Source organism: Phenylobacterium sp. GW823-FHT02A09 (genome assembly GCF_058797775.1).
Genome location: NZ_JBXAJZ010000003.1, coordinates 605,104 through 620,471 on the forward strand (window position 1 = coordinate 605,104; position 15,368 = coordinate 620,471).

The window sequence follows — 15,368 nt, forward strand, 5'->3', positions numbered from 1 at the left end:
TTAGGGTTAAGGGCGCAGAAACTAACCAAAACCGTTTACGGGACCTTGACGGAACATTGTTATCCCTCCGCGCATGACCCGTTTTTCGATCCAGTACGAGGAGCCGTCGCCGCGTAAGCCGCCGCCCAGCGGCTGGGTCCTTCTGCGCGTCTTCATGTGGACCCTGCTGTTTGCGTGTCTCGGCCTCTGGAGCTGGGCGATGCTGGCCAAGTAGCGACTTGGCCCGCAGCTTGCGGTCACCGTTCTCCGACAGGGCAAGACGTCCCAACGGAGGACACAATGCGGTTCACTTTCGCCGAAGAGGCGCCGGTCGTGCGGCGCAATCCAATGCTGACCTTGGCGCGTCGCGCCTTCGATTTCGTGGTCATCGGGGCTGTTCTCTACGCCGCCGTCGAGACGGTGGTCTTCCTGCGCGGCATGGTCGGCTAGGGCTGTCATCGGCCTGTCACGTCCGCGTCGCATGACCGCTTCGAGCAGCGCTCGGGAGGTCGTCGATCCATGGTGCAGGCCAGCGCCTTTCTGTGGGCGTATGTGTTCGAGGGCGGCCAGGCGCGGCCGCTGACCGACGCCGTTCTGGACTTACAACTCCCCGACGCTTGGGTCTGGACCCATTTCCCGCTGAGCGACCAGCGGGCGCGGCTGTATCTGCAGGACTTCAGCGAGATGCCGGATGCGGCGCGGGACATGATCCTGCGCACCGAACAGCGCGTGCAGATCCAGTTCAGCGGCGCCTGGGCCTACGGCGTCCTCCCGGACTTCGAGCGTGATCTGGACGGCCGGGCCAACGGCGCCGGCCGCCTGATGTTCGCCCTCAGCGGCCGTCGGCTTATCACCGCCCGTCGCCAGGCCCTGCGCGTCGTCGACGAAGTGCGGCGGGAGGCCGAGCGGGGCGAGCTGCTGGAGTCGCCGGCCGAGGCGGCGATCCGCCTGATCGAACGCTATGTCGACGTCTCCGAAATGCGGCTGCACGCCGCCGCCGAGGCCCTGGACCGCGTCGAAGACCGCATGCTGAACGGTCACGGGGAAATCGATGGCCTGAAGCTGGGCCCGACCCGCCGCGGACTGTCGCGCGACCATCGGGAGTATCTCGGCCTGCGCAGCGCCCTGCACCGCGCCTGCGCCCCGCGGGCCGTCCATGGCGTCGAGGCGCTGTCCTCACAGCTGCCGCGCCTGGCGCAGGAGGCCGAGGACCTCGACCGCGAGGCGGCCAGCTTGCAGGAGCGTGCCCGGCTGATCCACGAAGAGATCGACACCCAGATAACCAGCGCCACCAACCGCAGCATGAAGGCGCTGACCGTGATGTCGAGCCTGCTGATCCCGCCGACGGTGATCGTCGGGGCCTTCGGCATGAACCTGGAAGGCATGCCGTTCGCCGCCTCGCACGTCGGCTTCGCGGTCGCCTGCGGGCTCTGCCTGGCCGTGGTCGGAGGCGCCTACTGGCTGCTGCGGCGCATGCGCATCATGTCCTGACGCCACGGCGCCCTGGCACGGCGCGGCGAACTGGTCTCAGTGGTCGTCAAAGACCGGGGAGAGAACGCCGTGAAACTGCTGAGCCTGACCCTTGCCGCCTGTCTGCTGGCCACGGGGGCGCATGCGCAAGCGCCCACCGTCGCCAAGGTCGGGGAGTTGCCCATCGCTTTCGACGATCTCGGCGCGGCGGTTCAAACCGTGAAGACCGCGGACGGCCGCACCGTCCACTTCACCGACACCGGCGAGGCCGGGTTCAGGCCGGTGCTGTTCATCGGCGGCACGGGCACCAGCGCCCGGGCGTTCGAGATGACCGAATTCCTCAAGTCGATGCGCAAGCAGCTGAAGCTGCGGTTCATCACGGTGGAGCGGAACGGCTTCGGCGACAGTCCGATCGCCGCCGGTTGGGGCTATGGCGACTATGTCGCCGAGGTGCGGGCGGTGCTCGACCACCTGGGCGTCCAGCGGATGGCCGGCGTCGCGATCTCCGGCGGCGGGCCGTACATGGCGCAGGTCGCCGCGGCGATGCCCGAACGCTTCATCTCGCTGCACCTGCTGGCCGCGGCCACCCAGCGTCCGGACGGCGATCCGATCTGCAAGCTGAGCGCCGAGCAGCTGACCGGCGTCATGAAGGCCCAGGTGCAAAACCCGAAGGTCTGGTGGGGCTTTCCGAAGGACAGCCCCACCCACCAGATCCCCGGCTTCGCCGACCGCGCCTATGACGAGGGCGCGCGCGCCTTCTACATTCGCGGCCAGATGGGCGATCCGGCGCCGGAGGTGGCGGAGATCATGCGCTACTGCGGACCGGCTCCGGACCTCTCCGCGGTGAAGGCGCCGGCCTTCATCTATCAGGGCTCGGCCGACAAGCTGGTGACCGCGGACACCGCCGAGCGGTGGAAGGCGCAATTGTCGAACGTGGTCGAGATGCGCCTCTACCCGGGCGAGGGGCACGACGTGCAGTACCGGCACTGGGACCAGCTGCTGCTGGATGTGGCCGGGCATTCCCAGCTCACCGTAGTCTGCGCCTCGGGCCGCTCGCGGGCGGTTCCCAAGGCGCATGCCGATCAGATGCTCAAGGCCGGCGCCACGCTGGGCGTCTGCGCCTGGACCAGGCCGGCGGCCGGCTAGGCGTTGGCCTTGGCGGGCTCGCCGGGGGCGTCGGGATCCTGGTCCTCGATGTCCTCGAGCTCGCCCTCCCACTTGGCCACCACCGCGGCGGCGACGGAGTTGCCGACCACGTTGGTCGCCGAGCGGCCCATGTCGAGCAGGTGGTCGACGCCGAGCACGATGGCGATCCAGGCTTCCGGCAGGCCGAAGTAGGTGAGGGTGGCCATGATCACCACCAGCGAGGCGCGCGGCACGCCGGCGATGCCCTTCGAGGTCACCATCAGCAGCAGCAGCATGAAGATCTGCTGCTGGACCGTCAGGTGCACGCCGTGCGCCTGGGTGATGAAGATGGTCGCGAAGGTGCAGTAGAGCATCGAGCCGTCGAGGTTGAACGAGTAGCCCAGCGGCAACACGAACGAGACGATGCGACGACGCACGCCGACCTTCGGTAGGGCGTCGAGGATGCGCGGGTAGGCTGCTTCCGAGCTGGCGGTCGAGAAGGCCAGCAGGGCCGGCGTGCGGATCACGCCGAACAGCGGGATCACGCGCCTTCCGATGACGAAGAAGCCGGCGATGAACAGCAGCCCCCACAGCACGCCCATGGTCGCATAGAAGCCGACGACGAACTTGCCGTAGACCGCCAGCATCGCCAGGCCCTGCGTCGCGATGGTCGAGGCCAGCGCCGCGAAGATCGCCAGCGGGGCCAGCTTCATCACGAACTCGGTGACCTTCAGCATGATCTGGGCGCCCTGCTCCACCAGGACGGCCACGGCCGGCGCACGGTCGTCGACCGCGGCGACCGCGGTGCCGACGAACAGCGAGAAGACGACGATCTGCAGGATCTCGTTCTTGGCCATGGCGTCGACGATCGAGGTCGGCACCAGGTGGGTGATGAAGCCCTTGAGCGTGAAGGCGTCGGTGCTGGCCGCGGTCGGCGCGGCGGCGGCCGCGGTCTCCAGATGCAGGCCGGCGCCCGGCTGCAGCAGGTGGACCATGAGGAGACCGACCAGCAGGGAGACGATCGAGGCGCAAATGAACCAGCCCATGGTCTTGGCGCCGATCCTGCCGACGGCTGCGGCGTCTTCCATGTGGGCGATGCCGGCCACCAGGGTGGTGAACACCAGCGGCGCGATGATCATCTTGATCAGCCGCAGGAAGACGTCGGTGATCAGCGACAGGTTTTCGGCCGCGCCCTTGGCTTGTTCGGGGCTGAGGAACTGGTTGCAGGCCCACCCGACCCCCACGCCGAGCACCATGGAAAGGACGATCAGCAGGGCGAAACGGCGGTTCATAGGCGGCTCACGGCTCGTGGAAAGCGGTCGGCGCGGGCGGGCCGCGAATTCCGACTTTCCATCAAGACGCACGCAAGGCTCGGCGCCTCATGCCAAATCGTCGCCCGGCCATAACCTTTCCGTGGGCGAGCCCTAGGTCGGGGCGATGTCGAAGGCGATGGTCGTGCGCACCTGGTCGCCGCCGAACGGGACGGTGCCGTGCCACATGTACGAGGGGAACAGCGCCAGCAGCCCGGGCTCCGGCCGCACGAAGTGCTCGGCCTCCAGCGTCGGCCGGGTCGGGATCGGCGGAGCCCCGAAGCGTAGCCAGCCGGCGCGGTCGGCTTCGTCTCCCAGTGCCTGCGGCACGTCGATGTAGCAGGCCGAGGAGATCCAGCCCTGCGGATGGATGTGGTCGACGTGGAAGCCGCCGGGCCGCAGCCGCACCGACCATGCGCCCAGCACGCGGTGGCCGCCGCCGTTGCGGCTGCGGAACATGTCGTCGCCTCCGCCGACCGCGGCGCGATACGCGGCGATCGGGCCTTCGACCGCCTGGAAGAAGGCGCGGATGACCGGATGCTCGGAGGCGAGCAGGTTCTGCGAGGTCTGGGTGCCGCCGCGGACCGATTGCTCGACCGGATGGGCCTGCAGGGCGTGCAGCTCAGCCAGCGCGACGCGCAGGTCGGCGAGATAGGCCTCCAGGCTGCTCCACCCATCGGGCGTGTCGATGGTCTGGGCGCGCACCAGCGCGCCGTAGTCCCAGAGGCCGCGGTAGCGCGCGTCGCCGGCCGCCCGCCAGGCCGTGGCGAGGGCGGCGGCGGCCTCCTGGTCGACGGGGTTCTCGATCAGCAGCTGCTCGGCGATGCGGGCGGCCTCGGTCGTGTCGCCCAGCGCCAGACAGGCATGGGCCATGGCCCGGCGCGCGGTCGGATCGCGGGGGCTGCGGGCCAGCACCGCGGCGCAGAGCTCGCGGCTGCGTTCCGGCGCGGTGTGCAGCGAAAGCGCCGCGGTCTCCAGCGCCAGTCGCGGATCTCCCGGAGCGGCCGCCAGCGCGCCCTGGGCGAAAGCCAGGGCCTGGGCTTCGCCGGCGACATGGTTCAGCAGCCGGATCTTCACGCCCGCCAGCATCGGCCGCACTGCGGCATTGGCGGTGGTCAGGGCGGCGTCGATGGGGGCCAGCGCCAAGGCCGCGTCGCCTGAGCGCATCCAGATCAGCTGGCCAAGATCGCGCAGGGCGTCGGCATAGGCCGGACGCCGGGCGACGGCGTTGCGGAACGCGGCCTCCGCTTCCTCGAACCGCCGCAGCCCTTGCAGCGCCCGGCCGTAGACGAGCCAGGTCTCCGGCGCGTCGAGTCCGAGCGAAAACGCCCGTTCGGCTTCGGCTGCGGCCTCGCGGTCGCGGCCCGCGTCGCCCAACCCGGAGGCGACGTTGTGGGCGGCGACGCCGCTGCCCGAGTTGAGCTCCGCAGCGCGCTGATAGTCGGCCAGCGACTCCGGCTTGCGGTCGAGCGCCTTCAGCGCCGCGCCTCGCGCCGAGAGCGCCTCATGCCACGGGCGCTCGCCCTGGGCGAACGGCCGGGCGAGCATCTCGGCCTCGGCGGCGCGGCCTTGCCCGGTCAGCAGCCGCGCAAGGGCGACGGCGGCCTGGGCGCAGGCCGGGTCGCCCACGAGCACGGCGCGATACAGCCGTTCGGCTTCCGGCAGCCGGCCGGCGCGACCCAGGGCGCGCGCCTGATCCAACGCCTGGGCGGTTGCGGCCGGGAGTGGGGGCGGGGCGGCGAGCAAGCGTCTCAACTTCCGTTCACTGAGCATTCGCGAGCTCGGCGCGCGAGCGTGCGCGCCCATTGTGCGAAGCACGCTGCACGCCTGTCCAGTGGGCGCCGGGCGATCAGGCGCGGCGCAAAAGCCGCACTCCGGAAGGCCGCGGCGCCGCGCTGCGAAAAATTACAGATCGGACATGTGGGTCCTTGGAACCCCTGCGTCTTGGGGTCCGGACGCGCGAGGGGTGCGTCGTCAAATAACAAGGGCGGACGGATGAATTCGAGTTCTTTGAAGTGGCTGATGGTGGGGGGCGTCGCCTACGGCGCGCTGCTCGCCGGCGGGGTGGCCCATGCGCAAGATACGACCACCGCGGTTGAAGAAGTGGTCGTCACCGGTTCGCGTATCGCCCGGCCCGACTACGTCGCCAACAGCCCGATCGTGTCCGTCGGCCAAGCGGCCATCGAGAACACCGGCCAGGTCACCGTCGAAAAGTCGCTGTCGCAGATGCCGCAGTTCACCGGTTCGTTCGGTCAGGGCAACACCGGCTCGACCTCGACCGGCCTGAACGGCGGTCAGTCGTACGCCTCGCTGCGCGGCCTCGGCGCCAAGCGCACCCTGATCCTGATGGACGGCCGTCGCCTGCAGCCGTCGAACCCGGACGGTTCGGTCGACCTCAACACCATTCCCGAAGCCCTGATCGAGAACGTCGAAGTCATCACCGGCGGCGCCTCGACCGCCTACGGCTCGGACGCCACCGCCGGCGTCGTGAACTTCCGCCTGAAGCGCAACTTCGAAGGCATCACCATCGACAGCCAGTACGGCATCTCGGAACACGGTGACGGCGAATCCTTCAAGGCCTCGCTGACCGCCGGTCGGGCGTTCGACGAGGGCCGCGGCCGCGCGGTGATCTCGGTCGACTACACCAACCGCGACATCGCCCTGCAGAGCGCCCGCGACTGGAACGTCTTCCGCCTGACGACGCCGGGCCTGTCGACCATTCCGCAAGGCACTGTGCTGTTCGGCGCCAACCTGCCGACCCTTGCCGCCGTAAACGGCGTGTTCGTCGGCAAGTACGGCACGGCCGCCCTGCCGGGCAACGCCGCCCTCCGCTACACCGGCCAGATCGGCTTCAACACCGACCAGTCGATCTTCTCGACGGCCGGCGTGAAGGTGCAGAACTTCCGCGACCCGCAGACCAACGACGCCTACATCGTCAATTCGAACGCCTCGGGCACCCAGCAGCAGGTCAACTTCGGCTACGACGGCGCCTCGATGCAGTCGGACCTCGACCGCTACTCGGTGTTCGGCAAGATCGACTACGACGTCACCGACAACATCAAGTTCTTCACGCAGTTCACGTTCACGGACTACGAGTCGGTCGGCATCTCCAACCCGACCCTGGCCTCGAACGTCTATGGCCTGACCGTCCCGGTCTCGAACCCGTTCATCCCGACCGACTTCCGCGGCATCCTGGCCTCGCGCACCACCCCCGGCGCCGACTTCACCTTCTACAAGGCGCTGAACATCCTGGGTCCGCGGATCCAGCGCTACGAGTACACCGTCTATCAGCTGACCAGCGGCCTGTCGGGCGAAGTCGGCTTCAAGGACTGGACGTGGGACGCCTACGCCTCGTTCTCGAAGGCCAAGTTCGACAACGAGCAGACCGGCGGCGCCAGCGCCAGCGCGGTGAGCCGACTGCTCCGCAGCCCGACCGGCGGCACCGAGTACTGCGCCGGCGGCTGGAATCCCTTCGGCAATCTGACGCCGTCGGACGACTGCATCCGCTACATCAGCCGCCGCACGCTGAACCAGAACGAACTGGAACAGCGCATCGTCGAAGCCAGCGTCCAGGGCGGCCTGTTCGAACTGCCCGCCGGCGAGATCCGCTTCGCGGCCGGCGTCGACTATCGCTCGAACGAGTACACCTTCACCCCGGACAGCCAGCTGAACCAGCCCGACGGCACCTCGGACGTGCTGGGCTACAGCGTCCTGCGTGACGCCTCCGGTTCGGTCGACACCTACGAAGCCTTCGGCGAACTGCTGATCCCGCTCGTGAAGGACGTGCCGTTCGTCAAGGAGCTGAACACCAACCTCGGCTACCGCTTCTCGGACTACTCGTCGGTCGGCGCGATCAGCACCTACAAGATCGACTTCGACTGGTCGGTGATCGACAGCCTGCGCTTCCGCGGCGGCTATAACCGCGCCATCCGCGCCCCGAGCGTCGGCGAACTCTACGCGCCGGTTTCGACGGGTTCGGTCGCCATCGGCACCGCCGGTCCGACCAACACCGACGGCGACCCCTGCGACGTCCGCTCGTCGTTCCGTCAGGGTGCGAACGCCGCTCAGGTCCGGGCGCTCTGCCTGGCCCAAGGCGTCCCGACCGCGATCATCGACAGCTACCAGCTGGGCACCGCGCAGGTGTTCGCCCTCACCGGCGGCAACCCGGACCTGCAGGAAGAGACCGCCGACACCTTCTCGTTCGGCGCGGTCATCCAGTCGCCGTTCGAGCACCCGCTGCTGAGCCGCATGTCGGCGTCGATCGACTACTACAGCATCAAGGTGAAGGACGCCGTCGGCAGCCTGCCGATCAAGAACTCGTTCCAGTTCTGCTACAATGCGGGCGGCGCGAACCCGACCTTCGATCCGACCAACTACTACTGCCAGCTGATCGCCCGTAACACGGCGTCCGGCGTCCCGCTGAACCCGGTTCAGCCGCTGCAGAACCTTGGTCAGTTCGAAACCACCGGCATCGACTTCCAGTTCGACTGGAACATCGATCTGATGGACGTCGGCCTGAGCGACGACGCCGGCTCGCTGGCGTTCAACGTCTCGATCGGCTGGCTTGACCAGTTCAAGATCCAGAACCTGCCGAACGCGGCGACCTACGACTACGCCGGCACCTGGGGCACGGCCGTCGAAACCAGCGCCGGTCAGGCTCACCCGGAGTGGAAGTCGGTCACCTCGGCGACCTACACCCGCGGCCCGGCCAGCGTCGGCCTGCGCTGGCGCTATATCAGCGAGATGAAGAACTCGGCCACGGTGGTCACCCCGACCAGCACCGCCCGCGGTGTGAAGGCCTACAACATCTTCGACCTCAACGGCCGCGTGAAGCTGCCGTGGGAGACCGACCTGCGCTTTGGCGTCAACAACCTGCTCAACCAGAACCCGCCGCAGGCTGGCGACACCGAGTACAACTACGACCAACAGAACTACGACGTCATGGGCCGCACCTACTACGTGGGCGTGCGCAAGCGTTTCTAGGATTAACGGAGACAGGGGCGGCCCCACCGTCCCTGTCGCCACAAGCCGCTGCGTCCTTGGCGGTGAAGGGCGTCGGTCGAAAGGCCGGCGCCCTTTCTGTTGCGCGATCGTCGCCGACGAGGCGGCGCAAAAGAAAAGAGCGCCGGACCCGAAGGTCCGGCGCTCCTGACGCGCCGGGCGTCGCCGCCCGGCGCCAAGCGTCCTGGGGACGCCTATTTCTTCGCTACGGCCGGGCCGTAGAGCAGGCCGTTGAACAGGAACTTGAAGGTCCCGTACGACTGCGCCCGCTGGGTCACTTCCGGGCCCATCACGAACAGCTTGCCCTTGCCCACGTCGATATCGAGGACGCCGGTCGAGCCCTTGAGCTTTTCCTGACCGACGGCCCAGCCGCTGCGCAGCGGAGCATCGGTGTCGAACCACGAGACGCGCGCCACGCCGCTCGCCGAAGCCTTCAGGTTGAAGGTCGGGCTGCGGTCGAAGAACACGTCCACGTCCTGCGGGATGCCGTAGGCGAGCGGCTGGCGGTTATCGACCTTGGCGCGCAGCACCGAACCCGGAATGTAGAATTCCTTGTTCGACAGGCCGACGATCTTGTCGCCGTCCTTCTTGGCCACGGCCACTTCGACCGGCGCGCCGATCACGGTCGCCAGGCGCGAGGACGAGCCGATGGTGATCACCGTGCCGCCGTTCTTGGCGAAGTCGGCCACCTGCGGCAGCGTCTTGTCGTCGGTGATCGCGCCCAGCCACGGGTGGAACTCGGCCGGGATGTTCTCGGCCTTCGGCTGCGGGAAGCCGCGGCCGGCCCGGAACGGGCCGCCCTGCGGCGCCGGGATCACGCCGTCGGCGAAGACCAGGACGTCGTAGTCCTTGGCCAGGTCGCCGGCGTCGAGACGCTGCGGGTAGACCACCTCGAAGGGCGCTTCGAACTGCTCGAACAGCCAGCGGTTCCAGCCCGAGGGCATCGAGCCCCCATAGACGTCGACCAGCCCGATGCGGACCGGCTTCAGCGGCAGGGCCTCGCCGGCCGGCTTGGCGCCGACGGCGAAGGCGTCGATGCCCAGGTCCTTCACGCCCTTGGCGATCACGGCCTGAGCCTCGGCCGAGGCCGGAACCCAGATCGCGCCAGGACCGAAGCTGTCCTTGCCCGCCTTGGCGCCGTCCTTCAGCCAGAACACCGGCTGACCCGCCTTAAGCAGGCGGTTGGTCAGGGTGAAGCTCTGGTTGGTCTCGTGGCTGATCAGCCAGCCGGCCTTGCCCGAACCCTTCACCGAACCGGCCTGCACTGGCACGAGGTCGGGCAGGCGTTCGGTCGGAGCCTCGAAGCCGTCCAGGATGCGGTCGAACTTGATCCCCATCTGATAGGCCAGGGTGTAGCCGGTGATGTCGTACGGCGCCTTCGGCGGGCCGCCCGGATACTCGAGGTCGTGCGGGTGGTCCTGCGGCTCGAACATGTCCAGCACATGCGGGCGATAGGCCTGGGCGGCCTTCACCACGTAGGAGCCGGCCGGATAGGTCTTGGCGCCGACCTTGAACGGCTTGGTGGCGCGATCGACGTCCACGCCGGTCTTGATCAGCGCGTTCACGAACGCGGTGACGGTCGGCATGTCGGCCTGGTCCGACGGGATGATGAAGCCGCGCGGATCGCGCTCCTCGGGCTTCTGCAGCACGCTGTAGAGCTTCGGATCGACCGCGCCGGCGCGGCCGAAGAACGAGGCCATCATTTCGTCCTCGGCGCCGGGCTTGGCGTTCTTGGCCGCCTCGTTCAGCTCGTCGATCTTGGTCGGCGTGGTCGTCCAGCTGTCCTTGGAGCCGCGCTCGATGCTGTTCGCGCCCATCTTGTAGATGTTGGACAGCAGACGTTCGCGGTTGCGCGAGGCGTAGTCGATGACCGCGCGGTTCATCGTCCATTGGTACTCGACGGTCTGCGACAGGTGCCAGGTCTGCGGGGCGATCGGCATCGGCCGGTCGCCGTTCGGCAACTGCAGGTTCGGCACCAGCTTCACGGACTCAGGAGTCGGGCCGCCGATGATTTCGGTCAGCAGGCCGATCGAGTTGTGGAAGTAGGCGATCGAGCGCTCCATCCCGTTGTGCCAGGTGGAGTACGAGGCCGCGCTGCGTGCGCCGGAGCCGGGCTTGTCCTCGGCGACCAGGCGGCTGTGCATCGCCATCCCGACTTCCTGCAGGGACGTCATGACCAGCGGGTCGTAGTTGTAGTTGAACGGGTCGCGGAAGGGCGGAACGAACACCACCATGCCCGTCGGACCGGTCTGGTGCTGGTTGAAGATGATCTGCGGGAACCACTCGCGGAAAAGCTGCTTGTTGACGTTGGTCGTCTCAGCCATCTGCGACATGTAGCTGTCGCGGTTGTTATCGTGGCCCACGTACTTCTGGTACAGGCGCGGGATCGAGTTGAACTCGCGCTTCTTCGGGTCCTCGTGGCGCATGTACCAGTCGGACACCAACTCCATGCCGTCCGGGTTGTCGTGCGCGAACAGGATGATGACGTCGTCGAGCATCCGGAGCGTCTCCGGATCGTTCATGGTCAGCATCCGGTAGAGCACCTGGATCTGGCCCTGCGAGGTCACAGTCTCGGTGGCGTGCAGACCGGCGTCGATCCAGACCACCGCCTTGCCCTCGGCCGCCAGCTTGGCGGCTTCTTCCTTCGACAAGCCCTCGGCCTTGGCCAGGCGCTTGGAGATGGACTTGTAGTGGTCGAGCTTGGCGAGGTTGGCGGGCGAGGAGACCACGGCCATCCACTGGGTGCGGCCCTCTTCGGACTTGCCGAAGTCGACCAGCTTGATGCGGTCGGATTGCGAGGCGAGGGTCTTCAGATAGGCCTCGTAGGCCGTGTAATCGGCGAGGAAGTAGTCACTGCCCGGGTTCTGGGCGAAGGCTTCGCTCGGCGGGGTGATGCTCGCCGCGTTGGCGGCCCCACCCATGATCATGACCAGCGCCAGGGCGGCGCCCGTCATTGCGTGTTTTCGCGTCATTCCATCCCCCGTCTCGATTGCCAGAACTGGCGGTCCCACAAATGGACCTGCCTCAGTAGACGAGACGCAAGCTGGCTTCGATTCCGCACCTGCAGTTGCGGATCAAAATTCAACGCGACGAGGGGATACCGCGGCGTTGAAAAGACGGGGGCCGGCGCGGCCGGCCCCCGCATGCGGCTTACTCGGCGCCGCCGGCCTTGCGGTAGTCGAGCGGCGGCTTGCGATCGCCAACCATCGACTTGTAGTTGAAGTCCGCGCCCTGACGCTGCTTGAGCTCGGCCTTGGCCTGAGCGATCAGCTCCGGGTTCGACAGCAGTTCGGCGCCGGTCAGCGACAGGGTCTTGGCCGCGACGGCCGCGCCCTTGAGGCCGATGCTCATGCCGGCCGCCGCGACGTTCTGCCAGCTGTGGCCGGCCGAGCCGGGCACGAAGGTGGCGGTCGAGAGGCCCACGGTCGGGGTGACCCACGAGACGTCGGCCACGTCGGTTGAACCGCCGCCGGCGTCGCCCGAGGTGTCGGCGTCCTTGTAAGCCTGGATCTTGCCGACCGACGACAGGTCGCCGCCGCCGTTCGGCAGGGACTTGGCCAGTTGCTGGGCGAACTTGGTCTCTTCAGCGGTCCAGGTGATGCCGCCGACGTCGCTCAGCGACTGGTACATCACCTTGCCCAGCACGTCGTTGGGCAGCAGGTTGTAGACGCCGCCGGTCTGTTCGAACTCGACCTTGGTGCCGGTGATCATCGCCGCGCCGTCGGCGGCCTTCTTCACCCGGTCCATCACGTCCACGACGATCTTCGGGTCGGCGTTGCGGACGTAGTAGTAGACCTCGGCGAAGTCCGGCACGACGTTCGGAGCCTTGCCGCCGTTGGTGACCACGTAGTGGATCCGGGTGCGGTCCGGGATGTGCTCACGCAGATAGTTGTTGGCGACGTTCATGATCTCGACGCCGTCCAGGGCCGAGCGGCCGGCCCACGGAGCGCCCGAGGCGTGGCTCGACTGGCCGTAGAAGCGGAACTTGCCGCTGATGTTGGCCATCGAGGTGCCCTGGTTGGCCGAGTTGGTGTTGCCCGGGTGCCAGTGCAGGGTGATGTCGACGTCGTTGAACAGGCCGTCGCGGACCATGTAGACCTTGCCCGAGCCGCCTTCTTCGGCCGGCGTGCCGTAGACGCGCACTTCGCCCTGGACCTTGTTGGCGACCATCCACTGCTTCAGCGCCACGGCGCTCGCCACCGAGGCGGCGCCGAACAGGCTGTGGCCGCAGCCATGGCCGTTGTCCTGGCCGGCGATCGGTTGCTTGGTGGGGACGGCGGCCTGCGACAGGCCGGGCAGGGCGTCGAATTCGGCGAGGATGGCGATGACCGGGCCCGTGCCGTTCTTGAAGCTGGCGACGAAGCCGGTCGGTTCGCCGGCGACGCCGGCCTGGACCTTAAACCCGGCGGCCTTCAGCTGATCCTGGAGGAGGGCGCTGCTCTTGGTTTCCTGATAGCCGAGCTCGGCGAAGCTCCAGATCTTCAGGGCTGCGTCGTTCATCTTCGGCGTGTAGGCGTCGACCGCCGCGGTGAGCTGGCTCTTGTCGGCCGCGGTGAGCGGGGCGGCGGTGGCGGCCGAGGCGGCAAGCCAGGCCGTAGCGCAGAGCGCGCTGGTCGCCAGCGCCTTCGAAATCAGTTTCATGGGTCCTCCAGGACGGCGGCGCATAGGGCGCGGCCGCTCCCCTTCAAGACGCAACGGCGTCTTGAATCCTCACTCCCCGGCGGGCGGGTAGAGGTCGATGATGTTGGGGGCGCTGTGGCCGGCCTTGACCATGCCGTAGGCCTCGAGCGTCGCAACGAAACCGGCCATATCGCCGGTCTTGAATCGTCCGCTGAGCGGGGTCGCTGCGAGATCCGCATCGGCGATGCGCACCTTGCGGGCCGAGTAGCGGTTCATTTCCTCAACGATGGACGCCAGCGGCCGGTTCTCGAACACCAGGCTGCCGTCGCGCCAGCTCGTCAGATCGGCGAGGTTGCGCTTCTCGACCGTCCACGGCGCGGCGCCGGTCTGGACCAGGTGGTGGCCGGGCGTCATGTCGACGCTGGTGTGGGCGGCCGCCACGCGGACCTTGCCCTCGACCAGGCTGACCGACCATCGGCCAGGATCGACGCGGACGTCGAACGCGGTGCCGAGCGCCGTGACCGTCCGTCCGGCGGCGGTCACGATGAACGGCTTCTCGGGGTTCTTGGCGACTTCGAAATAGGCTTCGCCCCGCACAAGGGTCAGGCCGCGCCGTTGGTTCCAGTCGGTCAGCTGCACTTCGGTGTCGGTGCTGAGCGTGACCTTGGAGCCGTCCTGCAGGGTGACGGTCTGCTGGCCGCCGACGGGCGTGCGATAGACCGCCAGCGCCTGCGGCGCAGCGGCGACCACCGCGGCCGGCACGGTGTCGATGCTTTGGCCTTGCCGCCAAGCGCCGTAGCCGAGCATGGAGCCGGCGGTGACGATGGTCGCCGCGATGCCGGCCGCCCAGCGCATGTGCGGACGCCGACGTTCGGCGGCGAGGTCGGCCTTCAGCGCTTCGCGCGCGGCCTGGATTTGCGGATCGTCCTTAAGGTCGCCGACACGGTCCCACGCGCCGCTGACCAGGGCCCAATCGTCCCTGTGGGCCGGATCGGCCGCCAGCCAGGTCTCGAATTCCTTCTGAACACCCCTGTCGTCGGGATGGCGCTGCAACCGCACGAACCACGACGCGGCGTCCGGATTACCGGAAAGACCGATTTGTCGTTGGTTGTCGTTCATCGATTTCCTGCAGCCGAATCGAGACGATCCGGAGAGCCTTGGTGACGTGCTTCTCGACAGCGCTCACCGAGATGCCGAGTTGCGCCGCAGCAGCCTTGTAGCTCAAGCCCTCGAAGCGGACGAGCATGAAAGCCGCGCGGGTGCGGGGCGAGAGTTGATTTAAGGCCTCCAGCGCCACGGAAGCTTCCTGCTTGGCCTGCAAAATCCGATCGGGAGACAGCTCGTCGAGCGGGTGGTGGGCTTCTTCAAGTTCGCAGTGCGCGCCCCGGCGCCTCACTGTGTCGCGGCGACGGCGGTCGAGCAGGACGTTGGTCGCGGTCTGGAAGATGAAGCTGGAAAGGTTTGTCACCTCGCCGCCCTGGCGACGGTTGTGCAGCCGCAGGAGTACTTCCTGAATCAGGTCGTCGATTTCGTGTCCGTCGGCCCTGCGCCGAAAGAAGGCGCGTAGGGCTTGCTGGTACGGGATCGACGCATGCGCCAATCCCTCCGGCTCGCCCCTGGCACCGGTCGTTTCCGCCCACGCCATGGAAATTTCCTGAACACCCCGAAATGTCTTATTGGCGTCATGGTTGTTGATGGGGGCGCCCAGGTCAATGACGTTTGGGAAGCCTCCACGTACGTTGCGGGGGCTGCTGTGTTTTCGTGCAACGGTGGGACGGTCGTCGGCGCCATGGGGGCGGAGAGCGGCAAAGAGCGCAGTGGTTGGCCCGCGGGGCTGGCTTTAAAACCGCGGTTGTCGGAAGG

General features: G+C 67.8%; 11 protein-coding genes. 5 read left to right on the top strand and 6 right to left on the bottom strand.

Going from position 1 to position 15,368, the window contains the following annotated elements:
* The first annotated feature begins 73 nt into the window (after positions 1-73).
* From AC1Q87_RS15595 to AC1Q87_RS15610, 4 genes are all read left to right on the top strand, one after another.
* Positions 74-214 carry a hypothetical protein gene (locus tag AC1Q87_RS15595; protein ID WP_492609831.1) on the top strand — a complete coding sequence of 47 codons (141 nt, stop codon included), beginning with the start codon at positions 74-76 and terminating at the stop codon, positions 212-214.
* A 65-nt stretch (positions 215-279) separates the two neighbouring features.
* Entirely contained in the window at positions 280-429 is a 150-nt protein-coding gene (locus tag AC1Q87_RS15600) for a hypothetical protein (protein ID WP_436060488.1), read from the top strand.
* 69 nt (positions 430-498) lie between these two features.
* Positions 499-1,470: a CorA family divalent cation transporter gene (locus AC1Q87_RS15605; RefSeq protein WP_492609832.1), complete on the top strand. Its 972-nt coding sequence runs from the start codon at positions 499-501 to the stop codon at positions 1,468-1,470.
* A gap of 69 nt (positions 1,471-1,539) precedes the next feature.
* Positions 1,540-2,595, top strand: coding sequence for an alpha/beta fold hydrolase (locus AC1Q87_RS15610; RefSeq protein ID WP_492609833.1), 1,056 nt, complete (start codon positions 1,540-1,542; stop codon positions 2,593-2,595).
* Here AC1Q87_RS15610 and AC1Q87_RS15615 read toward each other — a convergent pair.
* Both AC1Q87_RS15615 and AC1Q87_RS15620 read right to left on the bottom strand, forming a co-directional pair.
* Entirely contained in the window at positions 2,592-3,866 is a 1,275-nt protein-coding gene (locus AC1Q87_RS15615; protein WP_492609834.1) for a dicarboxylate/amino acid:cation symporter, read from the bottom strand. The genes AC1Q87_RS15610 and AC1Q87_RS15615 overlap by 4 nt on opposite strands.
* A 132-nt stretch (positions 3,867-3,998) precedes the next feature.
* Entirely contained in the window at positions 3,999-5,585 is a 1,587-nt protein-coding gene (locus AC1Q87_RS15620; RefSeq protein ID WP_492609835.1) for a putative 2OG-Fe(II) oxygenase, read from the bottom strand.
* Positions 5,586-5,879: 294 nt separating this feature from the next.
* Here AC1Q87_RS15620 and AC1Q87_RS15625 point away from each other — a divergent pair, with 294 nt between their 5' ends.
* Entirely contained in the window at positions 5,880-8,867 is a 2,988-nt protein-coding gene (locus tag AC1Q87_RS15625) for a TonB-dependent receptor domain-containing protein (protein ID WP_492609836.1), read from the top strand.
* Positions 8,868-9,079: 212 nt separating this feature from the next.
* Here AC1Q87_RS15625 and AC1Q87_RS15630 read toward each other — a convergent pair whose 3' ends face one another.
* The 4 genes from AC1Q87_RS15630 to AC1Q87_RS15645 all read right to left on the bottom strand — a co-directional run bounded on the left by AC1Q87_RS15630 (position 9,080) and on the right by AC1Q87_RS15645 (position 15,150).
* Positions 9,080-11,839, bottom strand: coding sequence for a M14 family metallopeptidase (locus AC1Q87_RS15630; protein WP_492609837.1), 2,760 nt, complete (start codon positions 11,837-11,839; stop codon positions 9,080-9,082).
* A 196-nt stretch (positions 11,840-12,035) separates the two neighbouring features.
* Positions 12,036-13,526 (bottom strand): amidohydrolase, encoded by a 1,491-nt coding sequence (locus tag AC1Q87_RS15635; RefSeq protein WP_492609838.1) that lies wholly within the window; start codon positions 13,524-13,526, stop codon positions 12,036-12,038.
* 69 nt (positions 13,527-13,595) lie between these two features.
* Complete coding sequence (locus AC1Q87_RS15640) at positions 13,596-14,624, bottom strand: FecR family protein (RefSeq protein WP_492609839.1); 1,029 nt, start codon at positions 14,622-14,624, stop codon at positions 13,596-13,598.
* Positions 14,587-15,150: an RNA polymerase sigma factor gene (locus AC1Q87_RS15645; protein ID WP_492609840.1), complete on the bottom strand. Its 564-nt coding sequence runs from the start codon at positions 15,148-15,150 to the stop codon at positions 14,587-14,589. The genes AC1Q87_RS15640 and AC1Q87_RS15645 overlap by 38 nt, the downstream gene beginning before the upstream one ends.
* Between the last annotated feature and the right edge of the window lie 218 nt (positions 15,151-15,368).